Below are 19627 nucleotides of genomic sequence, written 5' to 3'. Positions count from 1 at the left end.
TCCTTCACCGCCACCTTCGTGGGGCTCGGCGCCAAGCTGGAATTCTCGAATCGACAATTCGCGAAGAGGCACGTATTCGTGCGAGAGAAGGTTGGATCCCGGTTCCTCTCCCGCTACCACATTTCAGCAAATTCAATCAGTGGCTTAAGTGCCGGGCATGAGGGCGCGAGTAGCCGGGTCGTCACATGGAAGCCCGCCAGTGCGTTTCCTGAACAGGGTCCGGTCCGACACCGGTTAACCGGGCCGTCGAGTCCAGGCGCCCGTCAGTTAGGCTTCATTTAATCTTCTGCTACATCTTGGCGACCGCCTCTAACGCGCTCGCCACCGTGGCGTCGGGGTGCTTCTTGCAATAAGCAGCGATCTTCTCTGCATTGGCATCTGTCTTGTCAGTGTCGATTTTGGCGTTGCCAGCTTTGCCATGGACATAGCCGTTCACCCACATGGCAACGCGAGCAATCTTGGCGGGCCGCATAGCAATCACCTCCTTGCAGGTGAGCTTCGACATGTCCACTTCCTCCGCCATTGCGTGGCCGGTCAAACCGATAATCGCAACTGCGAGGGCAATCGGAAAATAGCGTTTCATGGTCAGAGTCTCCTCCCAAAAGCCCCGCCTTTGGCCGGCTACCAAGAAACAGTAGTATTCTGTTGGAAGTATGACATTCACGCCAAATGAAACGCGACGGCTTTGATGGACATCAACGCAGAGATTGACCGCGAGTTGGAGAACGCCAAGGCGCGCTGGGGCGGCACGTTCGAATTGCCTCGAAGGCAGCCGCGGCGATACTCTGAGGGACGAGGCCCCGCTCCGGATGCTGCGCTATTTCAACGAGCACGGCACTGTCTATTCGCACGTCATCGCATCCACCGACCTTGAAGACGAGCCGGCGTCTCAGATGCCCAACGCCCGCCCTTCGCATCGAGGTAGGGGCTAACACAAGGGCTCCGGTTTTCGTTGCTCTTCGGCGAATAGATCAGCCCGATGCCTCGCATACGCACTCGGAACACTTTCAAGCGCGGTTTCAGGTCGATCGTATCGACTGGTAGCCGGCCACCGCTGATCAACGAGTCGCGCAGGATGGTCCGTAGCACTTCTGACCGTGGCAGGTTCAGTTCGCCAGCAACCAAGCCGATCGATTCGGCCACATCCGGATCGAGGTCTATGCCTTCTACGTTTCGCAGCAGCAGAGCTGCCCGCCGGAGCAATATCTGCAGGTCGTATGGCCAAAACCTGAGCCCGCCATGCCGAGCGGCCGAACATGATCGCGCACGACGCTTTGCTATCTCGTCGAGCGCTGGTATCATCGAGGGCGTCAAATGCGGCTATGGTGTGAGTTTCGGCTATCCGCCGGCGGATATTATGATCGCTACCAGTAGCCAGGTGCATTGTCAGGGCAAACACCGATCCGTCTGGGTGACCGAACAGGAGTGAACAGTTGAGCCCCCTTCTGACGGAGATTCGCCAAAGCCCCATGCTGTGGTTGCTGGTCGCTGTGCCGGTGGTGTTCGCCGCCGCGAAGTTCACTCCCGAAGCCCACACGGCGCTCTTTGTCTTGTCGGTGCTTGCCATCGTGCCGCTGGCGGGGTTGCTGAGTCACGCTACCGAATCCGTTGCCGCCGAGACAGGTGATGCCGCCGGTGGGCTACTCAATGCCACCTTGGGAAATCTGACCGAGCTGGTCATCGCACTGGCCGCCCTGCGCGCCGGAGAGTACACGTTGGTAAAGGCATCCATTGCCGGCGCGATCGTCACCAACACGCTGTTCATGCTGGGGGCCTCGTTTCTGCTCGGCGGACTCAGATACCATTTCCAGGAATTCAATAGAGCCAGCGCGCGTCTTCAGTCGGGTCTGCTTTTCCTGGCAACAATCGCCCTCCTCATGCCTTCGGCTGTCGCAGAAGTGGACTCGACCTCAACTGCAGCGGTCACCCAAAAGCTCAGCCTTGGCCTGGCCGTTCTGCTGATCGTCGGATATGGACTAGGCCTGTTGTTCACGCTCCGTACACATCGTGAGGTCTTTGCCGCGGCGGAGCATGCCGAAGCAGGTGAAGCACCGTGGCCGATTAGACTGGCTCTGGCCACGCTGGTCGGTGTCACAGTACTCGTGGCCCTGGTCAGCGAGATCTTCGTCGAGTCAGTTCAAAAGGCAGCCGAAGCTTTGGGGATGACCCCTGCTTTTGTCGGCTTTATCGTCGTCGCACTGGTTGGTGGCGCCGCCGAAATGGCCTCGGCGTTTTCCGGCGCGCGCAAGAACCGGCTCGACTTGAGCGTGGGGATCGCGCTGGGAAGCGCTTCCCAGATCGCTTTGTTCGTTGCACCCGTGCTGGTGCTGCTGAGTTACCTGGTCGGCCCGTCGCCGATGGACCTGCAGTTCTGGCCGGGTGCCGTGGTGATGGTGCTAATCGCGACCCTAACCGCGATGTTCGTCACGAACAGCGGACGGTCGGCATGGTTCGTCGGCGTCCTCGTGTTGATGGTATACATGATCTTCGCCATGACGCTGTACATCCTGCCGCCGGCTATACCGTGAAGTCAACGTGACCATCGGCGGCGTTCCTGACCGTGAACAGCAGAAAGGTCGGAGATCATGTCGGCAAAGACACGCGACAAGCCGCAAGCAAGGCAAATGAGGCGTCTGTTCTTCATGGCGCTCGTCCAGCAACTTCGTGTCGTCTGGCCCATCCTGTCGGGGATTCTCCTGGTCATGGTTGGGTCCGGGCTTATGATCTGGCGCATAGAGAGTTGGCGGATCGACGAGGCCCTCTACTTCACCTTCGTGACAGGGCTCACTATCGGCTATGGCGACTTTACGCCCAAACATGTTTCGGCGCGGTTGCTGTCATTGGTGATCGGTTTCGCCGGGATTGTGCTGACTGGGCTCGTTGCGGCTGTCAGCGTGCAGGCTCTGAGGGTGACGGACCGCGATAGCTCAGGATCGGATTAGCCCAGCCATACCTCAAAACCATGCCCTTGAGGTGGCGCGAGGCTCAGGCTGCGTGCTTCTCATAAGACAATAACGTGCCCTCTTTGCGCACTTATGTATGGCTCATGTGTTGACTTTGGGCGGCCGGCGGCCAGTTAGTGTGGGTGCCAAGTCTGTTGAGCCCTATCGGAAGATGCTGGGTTACCTCTTACCTCTCGGCTACCGCCCGATCCTGTCGCTTCTTCGCGGCACTGGATTCCTGCTTGCAGCGACAGGGTTGCATGGCTTGCTCTTGCCGTTGCGTGGGCAGGCGGAGGGCTTTTCGACAGCGTCGCTTGGCCTGCTCGGAACTGCCTGGGCGGGCGGCTTCGTCGCCGGCTGCATCTTCGCACCTAGGCTTGTCCGTCGGATCGGGCACGTCCGTGCGTTCGGCACCTTTGCAGCGGCTGGTGCAATCATCGCGCTGCTGACGGGTTTGATAATCGAGCAGTATGTGTGGATCGCTCTGCGCGCCTTCACAGGCTTCGCCATGGCCGGCGCCTATATGGTCATCGAGAGTTGGTTGAACGAGAAGGCGACCAATGACAACCGCGGCCGCGTCTTCGGCCTCTATATGATCGTGTCCTATGTCTCGATCATGGCCGGCCAGATGATTGTCGCCATAGGCGACGTCGGGGACGCGTCATTGTTCATGGTCGCGGGGATCTTCTTCTGCCTCGCGTTGATCCCGACGGCAGTATCATCGGCAGTGACACCGCAACCGCTTGAGGATGTCACTCTCGATCTGAAAGGTCTTTATGCTACTTCCCCGATCGCCCTGGTCGGCTGCCTCATGACAGGTATTGCCAACGGAGCCTGGGGGACGCTCGGAGCCGTCTATGGTGCCCGCATCGGAATTGGCAACGCGGGTATTGCACTGATGGCAAGCGTAGTTGTGCTCGCCGGTGCCGCTCTCCAGTTTCCCGCGGGTCGGCTGTCCGACATCACCGACCGCCGCTTTGTGCTGGCCGGCGCGGCGGTCGGAGCGGCCGCATTCGGACTTCTCATCTTCGTACTCCAGCCACGATCGGCGGCACTCGTGATTGTCACCACCGCAGCCTACGGGGGCCTGGCCTACACCCTCTATTCGGTCGCAGTGGCGCATGCAAACGACCACGCCCGCCCGGATGAGTTCGTCAAGGTGTCGAGCGGTCTGCTGTTATTCTATGGGTTCGGCACAATTGTCGGGCCGGTGCTGGGAGCCGCGGTGATGACCAAGATGCGACCGGAGAGCCTGTTCCTCGCAACGGCCCTCCCTCACGCAGTGCTCGCCGCATATGCTCTCCTGCGTATCAGCCGTCGCGCTCCGGTATCGCAGGCTGCAAAGAGGGCGTTCAGGACACTGCCGGCCGAACGGGCTGTCACGCCCGAGTCGCTGCGGCTCGATCCACGCACCGTCCCGGCCGCAGAGTGAACAAGCGGAAGAAGCTAGGTTTTCCGAGTCGAATATGTCCCCTCTAGGAGCACTACTCGGCTCGCGGCCGCATACGCATGCGCGGCAGCATAGTTCGGGTCGAGCAGACGCACTGAGCCCGTTTCGCGGACTACGATCAGACTGGTTGTCCGCCTCCTTCAGGCACCAGATGTGGTGGCGGCCTTGCTTGCGTACGGCACCCTCGACCTCCTGTCATCGGGCGATGACAACACGGCGTAGGCGATCAGTGGGGCGATGCTGGCATAGATGCCGGTCTCGGGGGGCAGTCCGGCGATAGCGGGATAGGCGCGACCGCCAGCCCGCGCGAGCGCGAGATTGTTGGCTGGACTCTTGCGGCTCCTCGGTTGCCGGTGTTTACGAGCCTCTCAGGCTATCGATTGGGCTGGTTGACGTGTCGGCCGGACTCGCAGTGGCAGCCGTGGGGCCTCCTTGTCGTTTCCGAGCAAGTGAGATTGGTGGCCGGTAAGATGCTGGCAATCGGCGCCATCGGCATCGGGCCAGTTCGGCGCGCTGGTCGCGAAGGTGCAGTGGATGTGCCACCAGCGAGCGGGTAAGGACAGGAGGAAGAACTCATCGCCGGGACGACGACGAACTCCGAGCCGGAAGGATGTCGTTCGAATGCCGCGGATCCGTGCCCTCGTCACACGGTTCAGTGGCGTGTGACCTCCGTCGAAAGCCCGGCTTCTCGCAATGCTGCCAAGACCTTGTCGGCCAGGTCGGGATTGGCGTTGACGCCGGCCAAGTCGGCCAGAATGCCGCCGCCGCGACAAGGAGCGAGTTCAACAATCCTCTGGACAGCCCGGGCGGCCTCTTCCTTCCGCCCGAGGCGAACGAGGGAGATCGCTCGGGCCACAAAGCCATGCGTCACGTCCGGCATGTCCACATCACGCGCTTCGGCCAGCGCCTCTTCGTAGCGTCCGTTCACGAAATGATAGAGGGACAATCCCACGCAGTTGGCGCCGAGCCGCGACAGTTGTTGTGCGGAGGCCTTCTCGAGCAGTGGAACTCCTTTGCCCCATTCACCCAGCAAGGACCAGATCAGACCCAGATCGGTCATGATGTCTGTCGCGTTGGGGTTGAAGGCGAGGGCCATCTGCATGGCCTTCAGGCTGGCGGGCACGTCCTGAGCAAACCAATAAGCCAGTCCCCGAGCATGATGGCCGCGGCTGGAATCGGGAGCCAGCTGGACCGCCCTATCCGCAAGCTCTATGGCCTGCCGGCGCAGTCCAGAGGGGGACTCCGTGGGTGCGAACCCAAACCGATGCCCATCGGTGTACAGTTGAGACAGGCAGGCGAACGCCTCGGCATAATCCGGGTTGGTGATTGCGGTTCGTTCGAGACACTGACGCGCACCTGAAAAGAGGTCCCTCCGGTAGGTCCGCTTGTACTCGTAAAACCTGATGACGCACTCGACAGGACTTAGGGACCGCGGTTCCTTCGCTTGGGCAGCGGCATTGGCTATGCTGCTGATGACGCCGTAGGGTTGTGCCAACGCGCGCACGAGCGAATTCGCCACCTCGTCGCGGATGCTCAGCACATTCCCGCATTGGAGGTCTCGTTCGAAGCTCTGCCCCCAGAGCACCCGCCCGGTCCGCGCTTGAACTAGAACGGCTTTCACGTTGAGAGAGCCGGCGAAGAGTGCGGTGCTGCCGGTCAGGACAAACTCCCCATTCGCATTGCGGCGTTGCTCACCGGCTGCCGCCGATGCGTAATGCGCGTCCGAAGGCCGTTCAAAGACGGCGATTTCGGGGAAACGAGCTAGACCGATTGTGACCTGTTCGGCAAATCCGCGATTGAAATGCAGGAACATAGATTGATCGCCTTCGGCATCAAATGGCGCCACAAGGATCGTCGACGCGCGCTCCGTTCCAGCCGGTTCGCTGGGGGCATTCGCCTGTGCGTCACTAGCTGACGGTGACCAGAGGGCAGCAGTCTGAAACTCGGGCACATAGCCGCCTTTAGGCATGGCAATCCTGATCGAGCTGTTGTCGCCGCAGATGAGATAGAAGCGCTCAAGCGATCTGCGCAACCGGCGGGCTTCCATCCGTACCACCGGATCAAGCTGGGGATCGAAGTTGACGTCGCGGCCAAACACTTCGGTCGCGATGTTGTATGCCTTGATGCGCCCTCCCCTGCCTGCCAGCGCTTCTTCGACCACATATGCAAGGAACCGCCGATTGCGCTCTGACGCGTCGAACCGAACGGAATCCACCACGCGGTCCAACTCGCGGTGGATTTCATCGGAGCGCGATGTTGCAGGATCAGCAGTCGCTGCGCCGTCATAGCGGTCCAACGCAGCGGCGGGAGCAGGGGTAGTCAGGCAGCGCATCTCGTCCGCGTCAATCATTTCGACCCTCCACGAAGGCAGAGACCTGCTCATCGACTCTCGACCGTTGACATTCGCGTGAATAGGAGCAAGCTCTAAACTTAGAGCGGGCAGATTGGAATTGTACCAGCGATCAGTGGCCGTCAAGACATTGTCCCTAGGGACAAGTTACAACCAGATAACGCACCGCCGAAAAGAAAGAATGCTTTTCACGTTAATACAAAGCGATTCTGCCTAAGATACGTCAAGTGGCAATTTTGGCATGGGCACCTTTCGATGAAGCCCTGAGCGACCAAGTTCATGCTGAGAACGCGAGCTGGGCGCTGGCTGTGGGTTGTCGCTCTTGACTGAGAAGGTTCGCGGCGCGGCGTTCTACATCACGCTGCTCGCGAATGCCGGTGCGATGTGAATCCGATGGGCAGCCTAGTTCATATTGTAGACGACGATAGCCTGTTCCGTCATGCAACCGCGCGGCTGCTGCGTCTGCACGGCTACGAGGTTGCCGAATACCCCAGCGCAGACCAGTTTCTGGCGCAGGTTTGCGCCGGGGCGGAAGTTGGCTGCATTCTCCTCGATGTCAGCCTGCCCGGCTTGAGCGGGCCTGCCCTGCAGCGGCGACTGGTCGAGATTGGTTCGCCGTTCCCGATCGTCTTCCTCACGGGTCACGGCGACATTCCGACCACGGTCACGGCGATCAAGTCCGGCGCCGAGGACTTTCTGACCAAGCCGGTGGCGGGTCAGGCCTTGCTCGAAAGCATCGGACGCGCGATCGCGCGGCACGATACAGAGTCCAAGCACCAGCAACGGATGCGAGATGCGCACGCACTGCTGGAAACGTTGACACCGCGCGAGCGCCAGGTGTTCGACTTCATCGTGAGGGGGCGCCTGAACAAGCAAACGGCTTACGCTCTCGGTATTACCGAACGGACGATAAAAGCACATCGGCACAGGATATTCGAAAAACTGGGCGCCCGGACGATTACCGACCTCGTCTCGCTCGCCGAACGCTTGGGAATTCTGTCAGAGCAGGCCGACGCCGACCTGAGCTCGTCCGCGAAGTCGCCTGCCTGACGTTTTTGCATTTGCTGTAAGATTTGCGTCCAACATGTCCGATTGGACAATAGCAGCGATCGCGTTCGCCTTGCTATTCTGGATCGAGATCAACCCCCGACAACCGAGTTGAGCAGCTACTCTGGATGTCCAATCTGGATGAATAGGGTCCATGCGCATACTGGTCGTCGATGACGATCCCGGTTTTCTCAAGGGAATCGCGAGGCTGCTGAGAGCAAAGGGCTTCGAGGTTACCGGGTATTCCTCCGCCGAGGAATTTCAAGCGTATGCAGACCTGCGCGATGCGGCCTGCCTCATCCTAGACATCCATCTTAGCGGCATCTCGGGAATAGAACTCGCGCTTCAGCAGCGCAGATCAGGTTCCGATGTCCCGGTCATCTTTATCACCGGCAATGGGCTTAAGGCGACCCAAGACGCCGCCATGGCTGCAGGCTGCGCAGCCTATCTCGAGAAGCCGTGTCCGGCAAAAACATTGATGGACGCCGTGTCTGCCGCCCTGCAACCCCGCTGAGCCACGCTTGCCTCCCTGACAACATGCAGGCCGAAGAATGCCCGTCGTGAAAGTGCAAGGCACGGCACCTTAGCTTAGAGCCTTGTTCTGAGTCGCATGGCTGCTGCGGAGCGACTGTCCGCCGATCAGTGATGATACGGCACTGTCAGTGGCCGCCCGAGAAGACCAATGTCTTGACAGGCAAAAGCAGGGCCTGGATCCTAAGTACGATCGCGTGGATCACGCCGACAGTGTCCACGAGATGAAGGAACAATCGCTTCGGGGTGCTGAGATCCTGGCTATCCAGGATGTCGTGATTGCTGGTGTAGGCGTTCGCGATGCAACTGCTGCCCGGAGGAACATCGTCGAACGTCCCCGCAAATAGTGGTTCGAGATAGACCGTGACGGTTCCGGGGGTCGTCGCCTGTTGAGCATCTATCAGCTGGTCTGAGGCGCGAACCTGTCCTGATGCAATCAGACCCTGCACATCCGTTACGAGCATCGGAATGATGGTCATCGGCTTGGACACGCAGGTCGCCTCCGCCAGCATACCCGGCTTCATCACCTGAGGTTCAAGCTGGTTGAATCCAGCTATCAATCCCCATCGCCACGCGTCGGACGGGATCAGCACACCGGCGGGACGCATGAGGGGATTGACCACGTCTCCTTTGCGAAGGGTGAATTGTTCAAGGGTCCCCGCCACCCCGGCGCGCACGGTGGTCTTGTCCAACTCGACTTGCGCCTGACGGAGCGTGGCCTCCGCACTTGCTTTCTGCGCGGCAGAACCGTCGAGATTTGGGTCGCGATCATATCCTTATTCGCTACTGCCTCAGATACGGCCGCCGCCCTTCCGTTGACGATGTTCTGAAGTTTCTCGATTTCGCGCCGCGCCACCGTCGAGGCATTGCGCTCCATAAGCTCCGTCTTTGTCGCGAACTCGTCCACCGCCTGCTGGTAGGCGCTTTGCGCCTCCTCGATCTGCGCGCCCGAGACTACCAACTGGACCTTCGCCAATTCGACGGCGGCGTCAGTTTCGGACGCGCGCCGACGCGCCGTCTCCAGGGCCGCTTCCTGCTCGGAGCTGTCGAGCTTGAAGATCGGCTGACCGGCTTTGACAGTGTCCCGGACCTTCACGAGGACCTCGTCAACGCGCCCGGCACCTTCCGGAAGAACCGGAACGGTTCGATAGAACGAGATGGCGCTCGTAGTAGACGGGTGGAAATAGAGGATCAGCGTAAACAGACCGATCGTCAGCATCAGGCAAGCGGTTATGCCGTATCGGAGTTCGAACCATACTGAATAGAGAGTGATCTCCCGGCCGAGCTTCTTGCCCTGCACGTAGCGCCGAACCAGAAAGTCGGGAAGGATGGTGACCAGCGAGCAAAGCAGTAACTCAATCATGGCGAAGTCCTTTCGCTAGACGACACGCGACCGCCAATCCGGGCCACTCTCAGTCGGCGCCTGCTCCGCTTCGGCAGGGGCGCCCGGGATACCCGGCTGCGCGCTCCCTCCCCTGGGAGGCGGAGAACTACTTCCGATCGGCTGCAATTCCGGCCGGGCTGCCAGGAGACCTGCTGGTCGAATAGTTGTCTCGACGGATTCGAATTGTTGCGAGAGCTGCGACGGCGCATCGGGTCCGGTCGCCACGCCACCTCCCGCCAGCCAATTTCGCAAGAGACTCAGCCATCGCGATGAGCGGCGTAGCAATATCCGGGATGCGAACAAGCGCGAGCAACAACGCGGCAACCCAGAAGACGTTGTTGTGGGTAAACAACGCCAGCAGGGCGAGCACACCTACGAGCTGAAACTGGACCTTGTTCGAGTTGTCATGTGCGAGATGTTCGGGGCAGTGCGTGAAGTCGGAAGTAGAGGCTGCCGAGCACGACAAACATGATGATGATAAAAATCAGAGAACCGTTGTAGAAGTAGTCCGTCTCCCCTGGCGCGGTTATGAATGAAGGCAAGTGATGAGGCGCCCCAGGATGTATGGCATCCGACATCGCCGCTACTCCTTGTTAACCGTCGGCCGTTCTTCGTCACCCAGCAAGCGGCGGATGATCTCGTCTTCGAGTTCGGACACCAGGGTCGTGTATTCGGAAATCTCTGCCGGCCGCCTTGGCTTCGCTTTCTTCAGTCTGGTGAGCGTCGCGCGAGCCAGCCGGTAGTCTTCACACATATCCTGCAAGACCTCGTCCGAGATGCTGCGGGTCTTGATCAACTCCGCCACATCAACGAACCGGACCATCGCGGCCGTCAGCGGCATTGACCTGTTGCTCGGGTCTTTCATTGGTACTTCGCAGACACTCGCATTAGTTTGCCCCTTCGCCTGCAGGATGCACAGCGGCGACAAGTAAGTTACAGTAGCCGGCGCAACGGCCGTGAGGCAGTTGCGCCTTCCATTTCGAAACTCCTGGCGGCTCACCGGAAATACCGCTGCCCGAGCCGCCGGATCACGCGGTTGATGGCACAATCCAACCGCCCATTTTCGCGAGGGCAGCGGCAGAGATCATCTTCTGTTCGGCAACCGTGCCTCCGTGACGGCGCGTCACATCGTTGAACCGCGACTCCCAACGGTTCTCCAACAGAACGACGACTTCGGAATGCCCAGGACGCAGTCGCTCCGCGCGCCGGCGAAGGTCGTCAGCAGACAGACCAAAGTCACCGGCACCAGCCGCTCGCGCCGCCGCCTTTGCGCTCGTCCGGATTTCTGCCGTGTCGCCGCGCGCCTGGGCTGCAAGCGCTGCGATCAAGGCATTGACCTCGACGACGTCCTCGCCGTCCTCCAGGCGCCCACCTTGCATTCCCGATATCCTGCCCTCGCTGTCCTTTCTCGTAATCGCGAATGCATCCGGGCGAACCAACCCGCCCTCGAACAGCTGTTTCAGTTCAGCGAGGAAATCGAACGGCAGCAGATATCGCGGGAAATGGATGCTTATCAGATCTAAGGAACCTAGCTGGCTCAAATCGAGCTTTGACAAGTCGAATTGATCGGTGCCTGGGCGTATAGCCGACTCGTTTCCCTTTATGAATATTGCGACGCGATGCATTTCGGCAGACCTGGCATGCGCGATGCCTCCCATGATCTGATGCCAATGCTCGTCGAATGCCGATCTGGGCACGAAGCCCTTGCCCATCCGTATGTACGGGTCCTGGAAGTAGACGTAGTCGGCGTCGACCGAGAGAACCACAATGTAGTGCCCGCAATCCCACTCGTCGGCCGCCGATTCCGGCGTGTCCTTCTCGCTCCTCCAGACCTGCCCCAACGCGATCACCGGATGACCGGCGGACGTGAACCGCTCCAGATCGTCGAGACTAGAGTTCTCTTTCATCTCGGCATCGAAACCCAGCGCGCGAGCGCCACGAACCAGATCTTGAGGAAAGGTGCCGACCTCGGGGTTAGTGCCGAGGAGCCTCATCAGAGCCTCCTCTTCCATCTCCTGGCCCCAATAGCTGAACACCGACTGCAAGGCCGATGCGCCGCAGGAGTACTCGGTCATCTGTCGGGTCTGTTTCAAAAGGCGGAAATGCGACATGACCCGTTCCCATGTGGGGTGGGCTGCGGCCGTCGCCGGATTATGCGGGCGCTGTAGCCGAGCGCTGAAAGAGCCTGCAGTTTGCTCCGCTATATTGATTGCGGTGTCACCCGCCACGATCAATAAGCAGAAGGTAAGTTACGGTAGCACAAGGCACAGCTGCTGGCCGTCGTTCGGCGGCTCAGATGTTGTCCTCCTCGGTCGAGGTTCTCCGCTCGCTGCCGGCATTTCCCGTCAGGCCCCATTTCCATCCACTGATCTCCGGTATGTCGTCGCCGTGCTTGTCAATGTACTGCTTGTGCTCGATCAGCTTCTCTCGTGAATTGCCTGCCTGAAGTAGGCAGCGCGCGCTCAAGCAATCGATTAATCACGTCCTCCACCAGACGGAAGCGGTCGAGGTAGTTCAATACCACCATGTCGAACGGAGTACTCGTGGTGCCCTCTTCCTTGTAGCCGCGGACGTGCAGGTTGTTGACGAAGACGCTTTCTTGCTACATCGCCGCGTTATCGGCGTATCACTGCCTCGCCACGACAGGCGTCGGATCTTCCTGCATCCAGGCGTTCAGCAGGGTATAGGCTACGGCTAGGACGGTAGGGCCTATGAAGATGCCGAGGATGCCGAACGCAATCAGCCCGCCAACCACCCCGGCAAGGATCAGAAGCAAGGGCAAGTCGGCCCCTCTCCGGATCAGGATCGGTCGAATGAACTGGTCGATCGTCATGGCGACAATTGCGAAGAGCAGCAGAACGGTCGCGCCGAGGGTGCTGCCTGAATAGTACATCCAGATTACTGCCGGGATAAGCACCAAGCCTGGACCGAGTTGTATCAGGCAGAGCACGAACATCAGCGCTGTGAGCAGCACCGCGAATGGCAGGCCGACCAGCCGCAGGCCGATGCCGGCTATGATGCTCTGTGCCAAGGCCGTCACAACGACCCCCAGCGCCACACTGCGAATCGCCTGACCCGCCAAATAAATGGCCTTCTCTCCACGATCGCCGGCCAATCGTCGGCCGAAGAGTATCATCGCAGCCGCCGCCTGTTCCCCCTTGGCGTACATTACCGCCGCGATGGCGGCAGTCAGCAGGAATTGCAGGAGCATGCTGCCGAGGCCTCCGGCAGCCGATGCGATCCACTGTGTCAGCGCGCCAGCATAGGGAGTAAGCTTGGGTGCCAGTTCATCCAGGCCAGCCGAAGACAACCTGCCCCATGCCTGGGCGGCCCGAGCCCCAACCACGGGAATTCCGGCCAGCCAATCCGGGGGGGGCGGTACCCGCAGGGACAGCAGCGTGCGCGCCATGTCGCCGATTACATCTATGTTGGTGACGACTGTGCTCACCGCCGCCCAAAGCGGCACGATAAGAACCAGCAGCACCGCCAAGGTCATCACTAATACCGCAATGCCACGGCGGTTGCCGGCGTAGCGCTGCACGCGAAGCAACAATGGCCAGGTCGCGAGAACCAGCGTCGTAGCCCAAAGGAGTGCCGGCAGGAACGGCCGCATGATCCAGATGCTGGTAACAAGCAGACCGCCGATGAACAGCACGGTCAACGTGATCCGCCCAAGGTCCTGGTGCCGGGAGGTCACCGGTGGAACGCTGGGCAGCGGCGTAGGGTTGTCCGATTCCAGGAGAGGACCACCGATCGGCATGACTGGAGCCTCTATCAGGCCATCGTGATGGCGCGTCGCCGCTGCCAGACGAACACCGGAATACCGAGCAGCAACAGGACCAAGCCATAGAGGACCGGCTCCGCTCCGCAACCATAGAGCGTGAACATGGCGAATACGAACGCCACAAGTTCGACGGCGCTCACGCGCGGGATACGCGCGCCGCCGCTGACACGTGCCGAGACAAGGCTGCCTGCCAAGGCGCAGAAGGCGTAAGGGATGACCGCTGCCATCGTGCTCAAGCCAACGACCAGTGTGTAGAACGCCGAGAAGCCTCCTGACCCGGCAGCCTGAACGAGAACGAGCAGGGTCGCCAACACAGCCGAGACCACGATTCCGATCGCCGGGACATTTCGCGTCGACAGGCTGCCGAAAAGCGGTGGGAACAGCCCGTCGCGCGCCGCCGCCATCGGCACCTGCCCCATCAGCAAGGTCCAGCCATTCAGCGCACCGATCGACGACAGGATCACCGCGATCGCAATCGAGATCGCGCCTGCGCGCCCCCACATCACACGAGCTGCGTCGGAGAACGGAGCGAGCGAATGGACGAGTTCCTGCCGCGGCAAGACGCCCATGACCACGATCGTTCCGAACACATAGAGGGTCGCTGCGATTGTGATCCCCAGCACCGTTGAGCGGGGAATCGTGCGCTCCGGGTCGCGGACATCGCCGGCAGGGACAGTGGCCGACTCGAGCCCCAGGAAAGCGAACATTGTCAGCGGCGCAAGCGCCGCGCCTGCTTGCAGGATTGGCAGGCCGCTCGGATTGAACTCGCTGAAGTGCGAGGTGTCGACGTAGAGCAGGCCCACCACCGCGACGGCTCCGAACGGCACCAGCTTGGCGTAGGTTGTGACCTGCGATATGAGGCCGGCGGCGCCTACCCCTCGCAGGTTGACGAACACGACAACCCAGATCGCGCCCAAGGTAAGGGCGACGACCATCCCACGACCCCGCAGCATGGGGAACAGGTCGACCACAGCCCCAGCAAGGGCGACGGCGATTACCGGCAGCGAAGCCCAGATCGATATCCAGTAGCCCCACGCGATGAGAAAGCCGGGAAAGTCGCCATAGGCCAGGCGGGTATAGGCGTAAGGTCCGCCCGTCGCCGGAGCCAAACGCGCCAGTCTGGCGAAGGTCAGCCCCAGACAGATTGCCCCTGCGCCCATTACAATCCAGGTCAGGATCGCAAGGTTGCCATAGGGGGCGACGGCAGCGGGCGACAGGTAGAAACCCGACCCGACCATGTTACCGACCACAATCGCCGTGCACGCCGCTATCCCGAGGCTTTTGCGGCTTTCCGAATGCGGTGGCAGGCCCTGTTCGGGTGCGGAAACGACTCGCCCGGTGGCGGTTTCGCTTTTGGTCGGATCCAAGCCTTGCATTACCAAGAATTCCAATCTGTTGGGCGGGAGATGCCTAGTGGTAGCTAAGGCCCGTGAAGCCCCCGCCGATAATTGTGCCCTTCTCGCCCTGCACGATCGCCTCGATGTCGGCAAGTGCGCCGATGGCTGCCATGTGACCCGTCGCCCTCGCAAATTGACAGGCAGCATCGACCTTCGGACCCATCGAGCCGGCGGGGAACGTGTGCTCCGAAATTGCTTCTGGACTGGCCCTGTGGATCGCCTTGGCCTGCGGCGTGCCCCACCCCAGGAATACCGCCTCCGCGTCGGTCGCCATCACGAGCAGGTCGGCATCAAGCTCGCGGGCAAGGAGCTCCGTACAGAGGTCCTTGTCGATGACCGCCTCGACGCCAACGAGCTTGCGGTCGGAATCGGGCGCGTACATCGTAGGAATGCCGCCACCGCCGGCGCAAATGACGACCGTACCTTGATCCAGCAGCCAGCGTATCGGCCGCATCTCGAAGATGCGCTTCGGTTGCGGCGATGGAACGACGCGGCGCCACATTGTGCCGTCGAGCTTGAACGTCCATCCCTTTTCGGCCTTGATCTGTTGCGCTTGCGCCTCGTCGTAGACAGGGCCGACAAACTTGGTTGGATTCTTGAACCCTGGGTCGTTACCGTCGACCTCGACCATGGTCAGCAGTGTGGCGAATGGTACCTCGAACGGCAGCAGATTGCCGAGCTCCTGTTCGATCATGTAGCCGATCATGCCTTCCGTCTCAGCACCTAAGACATCCAGCGGATAGGCCTCGTCCGCCTTGTAGGCTGCCCCTTGCAGTGCGAGCAGGCCAACCTGCGGACCATTGCCATGGCTGATGACCAGCTGGTGTGCGGAGGCAACCGGCGCCATAGCTATAGCCGCGGTACGGATGTTCCTGCGCTGGACTTCCGCCGTCATCGGTTCGCCGCGTTTCAAAAGCGCGTTGCCGCCAAGCGCGATCACGACCCGCATTCGGTCAGTCCCCCAAAGTCGCGACGAGAAGTGCCTTGATCGTGTGCATTCGGTTCTCCGCTTGCTCGAACGCGACGTTGGCTTCCGACTCGAACACGTCGTTGGTAACCTCGAGTCCGTCAGCCATGCCGTAGTTCTCGGCGATTTGCTTGCCGAGGACGGTTTCCGTGTCGTGGAACGCTGGGAGGCAGTGCATGAACTTCACCTGCGGGTTGCCGCTGGCTTTCATCATGGCAGAGTTCACTTGGTAGGGCTTGAGCAGCTTGATACGCTCGCCCCAGACCTCCTTGGACTCGCCCATCGAGACCCAAACGTCCGTATGGATGAAATGCACGTCCTTCACCGCGGCCTTGACGTCCGCAGTGATCGTCAATCTCGCGCCGGATTTCTCAGCCAGCTTCTTGGCGATGCTCGTGTATTCATCGGACGGCCAGAGTTCCTTGGGACCGCAGATACGCACATCCATTCCCATCAGGCATCCGACAATCATGAGCGAATGCCCCATGTTGGAGCGGGTGTCTCCGACGTAAGCGTATTTGATGTCGGTGATCGGCCTGTCGCCATTCTCGCGCATGGTCATGACGTCGGCGAGCATCTGGGTCGGGTGGTATTCGTCGGTCAGCCCGTTGTAGACCGGAACTCCGGCATATCTTGCGAGGTCCTCCACCCCCTTTTGCGCCGATCCCCGATACTCGATCGCGTCGAACATGCGTCCCAACACGCGCGCTGTGTCCTTGAAGGACTCCTTGTGCCCGATCTGGGAGCCGGCCGGATCGAGATAGGTGACGTTGGCGCCCTGATCGTAGCAGGCGACCTCGAAAGAGCAGCGCGTGCGCGTCGAGGTCTTCTCGAAGATCAGGCAAATCTCCTTGCCTCGAAGATGCATCTGCTCGGTGCGGGCATATTTGGCGCGCTTCAGGTCGCGGGCGAGGTCGAGCAGATGCTGAAACTCGCGCGGCGTATAGTCCTGTACCGTCAACAGCGACCGGTTGCGGAGGTTGAAGCTCATGCGTTCTCTCCCTTGAGAAGTGGTGACCGGTTCAGTCGACAGGGTCACGCCAGACAGGACAGGTCATGCAGTGCCCGCCGCCACGGCCTCGTCCAAGCTCGGCGCCCCGGATGGTGATGACTTCCACGCCGGCCTTTCTCAGAAGCGTGTTGGTGTAGGTGTTGCGGTCGTAGGCAACGACCACCCCAGGCTCGAGGGCGACGACATTATTGCCATCGTCCCATTGCTCGCGTTCGGCCTCAAATGCGTTGCCGCCGGTCGGCACGGAGCGGAGCCGTTTCAAGCCAAGTGCCTCTTGTACGACCGCGAGAAGCGGCTGCTCGTCGCGACGGACTTCGAAATGCCCTTCGTCGTCCAGGGGGTGTATGCTGAAGCACCTGACCTGATTGACGACTTCCTCGAAGATCGTGACCAGATCGCGGTCGCAGAACGTGAACACGGTGTCGAGATGCATCGCTGCCCGGCTCTTGGGCATGAGGCACCCGACGACGCGCGTGGCGGCCTTGTTGCGAAAGAGCTCGAGAGCCAACTGGCCCACGGCCTCATGGGTCGTCCGTTCGCCCAGGCCGACGAGGACGACGCCGTTACCGATCGGCATGACGTCTCCGCCCTCGATCGACGCGCTGGCGAACGACTCGTCGGAGTCGCCCCACCAGATCTTGAAGTCAGCCTCTCGGAACGACGGATGGAATTTGTAGATCGCACGCTGAAGCAGCGTTTCCGGCTTGCGCGCGGGCCAGTACATGGGGTTGCAGGTGACGCCGTTATAAATCCAGCACGACGGGTCGCGCTGGAACAAGGTGTTGGGTATCGGCGGCAGGATGAATTCAACTCCTCCGAAGGCCTCGACCATCATCGCCTTGCCGATCCCGCCAGGCAGGTCGGAGATCGTAATCCCGCCGATGAGGTGGTTGCCAAGTCGCGTCGCCTCAAGCTCGTCCAGCCAAGGCCGCATAAACGAAGCGTTCTGGAGGCCGACCGAATTCGGCGTGATCAGCCTGTCGAGCACGAACCGACGCCCGTCGGCCTGCTCCAGGGTCTCGGCAAGGAGGTCATGCAATTCAAGGACTTCGATCCCCCGCTGCTGCATTTTGAGCACGAAGTCGAAATGATCCTTCTGGGCCTCGTGGACCCAGAGCACGTCATCGAAAAGCAGATCATGGCAGTTCCCCGGCGTCAGGCGTTGATGAGCGAGAGAAGGTTTGCAGACCATGACCGTCCGCAGCTTGCCTACCTCCGAATGCACCCCAACTGTCCTCATGCCCCTCGTCCTTCAAGGCACCGGCGTGGCCCAGCCCGCGATCACGTATGAAGTCCTGCGCCGCGAGACGGCACACGCCACCAGATACTCGTTCTCCCGAACGGCTCGACTGCCCCTGTGTCTGACATCGGACCAGGGAGAACTGGCGCTTGAAGCATTGATTGTCGTCGGCGACGTCGCAATCAAGGATCAGGGAGTAAGTTACCGTAGCGTTCCCTGCCCCTTGCCGGGAGCTCCGGCACCACGTGAGCAGGGGCGACTGATCGCACGCGGGCGATTGGCCACAGATTGCGCTCTGCAGCTGCGCTGCAAGCTATGAAATGCGCAGGTGTCTTACTTCTCGGACATCCAGTTCTTCACGTCCGACCAGTTGGTGTCGAACGAAAGGGTGAAGACCACCCTGGAATCGCAACCATCCGAAAATCCGCTGCGAACGACGCATTCGTCGTCGGAGAGATTTGTGCCCCAGTAGCGAAGATCGGCCGTCAGTGACTTCCAGCTGTACGAAAGGCCAGCGGTCCATGCGAATTGCTCGAATGCATCGGGATCCTCAAAGAACTGGTAGCCGACCCCGCCGTATGCCGAGAAGTCGTGAGGCAGAGGTACTCTCACGCCACCGGCGACGAATGTCGCCGTGTTGCCACTTTGATTGAAGTCAGGCGCAAAGAATACGCGCGCTCCAATCGTGAACAAGTCGTTGACGTTATAGTCCGCTTTGGCAAATATCTCGCCGTAGTCAGGACTTACGTGTTCAGGCGCGTAGAAATAATGCACGTATCCCACGTCGAGCGATAGCGGCCCGAACTCCGGTCTGATACCTGCCGCTACATCGATCTCAGCGCCCGCGAAACCTTCGCCGTAGTCCACGTTGGACGACCAGACATTGACATATGCACTTCCGACAGTCGGGAGTTCGACACTTGGTTCAACGTAGCCCTGTATTGCCGGTCTACTGTTGGAATTGGTGATGCCGTGCGACACGTAGTCGGTCGTAAAGGCAGCCCCAAAAGAGACGTTGAATGGAATCTGCGGAGTTGCAACGATATCCTGGGGCATCGGCGCCGGCGGCGTCTCAGGCCCAAGCTCCTCGTCATGAGCGTAGGCTCGCCCTGCAATCAGGATGGCGGCTGCTTTGACTGCGCTATCTCATTTTTTGGCTGGCGACGTGCCGATTTGCTAGGGTTCCCCGCCACACACTGGCTCCCAAAAGAGAAGTTCACTCCGGTATCGCGGCCTGGCGAAAGAAGGCCAACGCGCCTTCGTCCGGCGTTCCAAACCATTTCCGATACACCTCAGGAAAATTGTCGGACCTGTAGAACTGGCTCAGGGCTCGATCCACAACAAGGCGAAAGTCATCGTCGTTCCTTGGAAGGAGTAAGGCGATCGGTTCATAGGTGAACAGTTTGTCAAGGACGACCACATTACCGGCAGACGGACCCTCAGCTGCGGCGTCCGCCAGGATTGGCCGGTCACCAAAAAAGACATCCGAGCTGTGATCGAGTACCCGTGCGATACCAGCGGCA

General features: G+C 60.5%; 15 protein-coding genes and 3 pseudogenes. 5 read left to right on the top strand and 13 right to left on the bottom strand.

Annotated elements, in window-relative coordinates; genetic code table 11:
* Positions 1-289: 289 nt before the first annotated feature.
* Positions 290-583 (bottom strand): HdeA/HdeB family chaperone, encoded by a 294-nt coding sequence (locus AC07FD_RS15790; protein WP_095081963.1) that lies wholly within the window; start codon positions 581-583, stop codon positions 290-292.
* An 850-nt stretch (positions 584-1433) separates the two neighbouring features.
* Between AC07FD_RS15790 and cax the strand changes: the two genes are divergently transcribed.
* The 3 genes from cax to AC07FD_RS15775 all read left to right on the top strand — a co-directional run bounded on the left by cax (position 1434) and on the right by AC07FD_RS15775 (position 4374).
* A complete protein-coding gene (gene cax, locus AC07FD_RS15785; RefSeq protein ID WP_478350584.1) occupies positions 1434-2528 on the top strand; it encodes a calcium/proton exchanger in 1095 nt (364 codons plus the stop codon).
* 57 nt (positions 2529-2585) lie between these two features.
* Positions 2586-2942: a potassium channel family protein gene (locus AC07FD_RS15780; RefSeq protein ID WP_478350583.1), complete on the top strand. Its 357-nt coding sequence runs from the start codon at positions 2586-2588 to the stop codon at positions 2940-2942.
* A gap of 172 nt (positions 2943-3114) precedes the next feature.
* Entirely contained in the window at positions 3115-4374 is a 1260-nt protein-coding gene (locus tag AC07FD_RS15775; RefSeq protein WP_478350582.1) for an MFS transporter, read from the top strand.
* 670 nt (positions 4375-5044) lie between these two features.
* On the opposite strand, the gene AC07FD_RS15770 is transcribed toward AC07FD_RS15775, so the two are convergent.
* Positions 5045-6742, bottom strand: coding sequence for a tetratricopeptide repeat protein (locus AC07FD_RS15770; protein ID WP_478350581.1), 1698 nt, complete (start codon positions 6740-6742; stop codon positions 5045-5047).
* 393 nt (positions 6743-7135) lie between these two features.
* Here AC07FD_RS15770 and AC07FD_RS15765 point away from each other — a divergent pair, with 393 nt between their 5' ends.
* Positions 7136-7792: a response regulator transcription factor gene (locus AC07FD_RS15765; RefSeq protein ID WP_478350580.1), complete on the top strand. Its 657-nt coding sequence runs from the start codon at positions 7136-7138 to the stop codon at positions 7790-7792.
* Positions 7793-7943: 151 nt separating this feature from the next.
* Positions 7944-8303: a response regulator transcription factor gene (locus AC07FD_RS15760; RefSeq protein ID WP_478350579.1), complete on the top strand. Its 360-nt coding sequence runs from the start codon at positions 7944-7946 to the stop codon at positions 8301-8303.
* 145 nt (positions 8304-8448) lie between these two features.
* Here AC07FD_RS15760 and AC07FD_RS15755 read toward each other — a convergent pair.
* The 11 genes and pseudogenes from AC07FD_RS15755 to AC07FD_RS15705 form a co-directional block, all read right to left on the bottom strand.
* Positions 8449-9683 (bottom strand): annotated as a pseudogene (locus AC07FD_RS15755) (HlyD family secretion protein).
* Between the two features lie 604 nt (positions 9684-10287).
* Positions 10288-10569 carry a hypothetical protein gene (locus tag AC07FD_RS15750; RefSeq protein ID WP_478350578.1) on the bottom strand — a complete coding sequence of 94 codons (282 nt, stop codon included), beginning with the start codon at positions 10567-10569 and terminating at the stop codon, positions 10288-10290.
* 163 nt (positions 10570-10732) lie between these two features.
* Entirely contained in the window at positions 10733-11815 is a 1083-nt protein-coding gene (locus tag AC07FD_RS15745; protein WP_478350577.1) for a cysteine peptidase family C39 domain-containing protein, read from the bottom strand.
* 181 nt (positions 11816-11996) lie between these two features.
* Positions 11997-12285: pseudogene (locus AC07FD_RS15740) on the bottom strand (phosphoketolase family protein); the annotation flags it as partial.
* A 45-nt stretch (positions 12286-12330) separates the two neighbouring features.
* On the bottom strand, positions 12331-13401 hold the full coding sequence (ydiK, locus tag AC07FD_RS15735) for an AI-2E family transporter YdiK (RefSeq protein WP_478350585.1): 1071 nt from the start codon (positions 13399-13401) through the stop codon (positions 12331-12333).
* Positions 13402-13478: 77 nt separating this feature from the next.
* Positions 13479-14864 carry an amino acid permease gene (locus AC07FD_RS15730; protein WP_478350576.1) on the bottom strand — a complete coding sequence of 462 codons (1386 nt, stop codon included), beginning with the start codon at positions 14862-14864 and terminating at the stop codon, positions 13479-13481.
* A gap of 34 nt (positions 14865-14898) precedes the next feature.
* Entirely contained in the window at positions 14899-15834 is a 936-nt protein-coding gene (arcC, locus tag AC07FD_RS15725; RefSeq protein WP_478350575.1) for a carbamate kinase, read from the bottom strand.
* 4 nt (positions 15835-15838) lie between these two features.
* A complete protein-coding gene (locus tag AC07FD_RS15720) occupies positions 15839-16843 on the bottom strand; it encodes an ornithine carbamoyltransferase (RefSeq protein ID WP_095081987.1) in 1005 nt (334 codons plus the stop codon).
* 31 nt (positions 16844-16874) lie between these two features.
* Positions 16875-18104, bottom strand: coding sequence for an arginine deiminase (locus AC07FD_RS15715; protein ID WP_478350574.1), 1230 nt, complete (start codon positions 18102-18104; stop codon positions 16875-16877).
* Between the two features lie 333 nt (positions 18105-18437).
* Positions 18438-19160 carry a TorF family putative porin gene (locus tag AC07FD_RS15710; protein WP_478350573.1) on the bottom strand — a complete coding sequence of 241 codons (723 nt, stop codon included), beginning with the start codon at positions 19158-19160 and terminating at the stop codon, positions 18438-18440.
* Positions 19161-19320: 160 nt separating this feature from the next.
* Positions 19321-19627 (bottom strand): annotated as a pseudogene (locus AC07FD_RS15705) (amino acid ABC transporter substrate-binding protein); the annotation flags it as partial.

The organism is Mesorhizobium waitakense (assembly GCF_056431085.1).
This window is presented reverse-complemented; position numbering and strand designations above follow the sequence as displayed.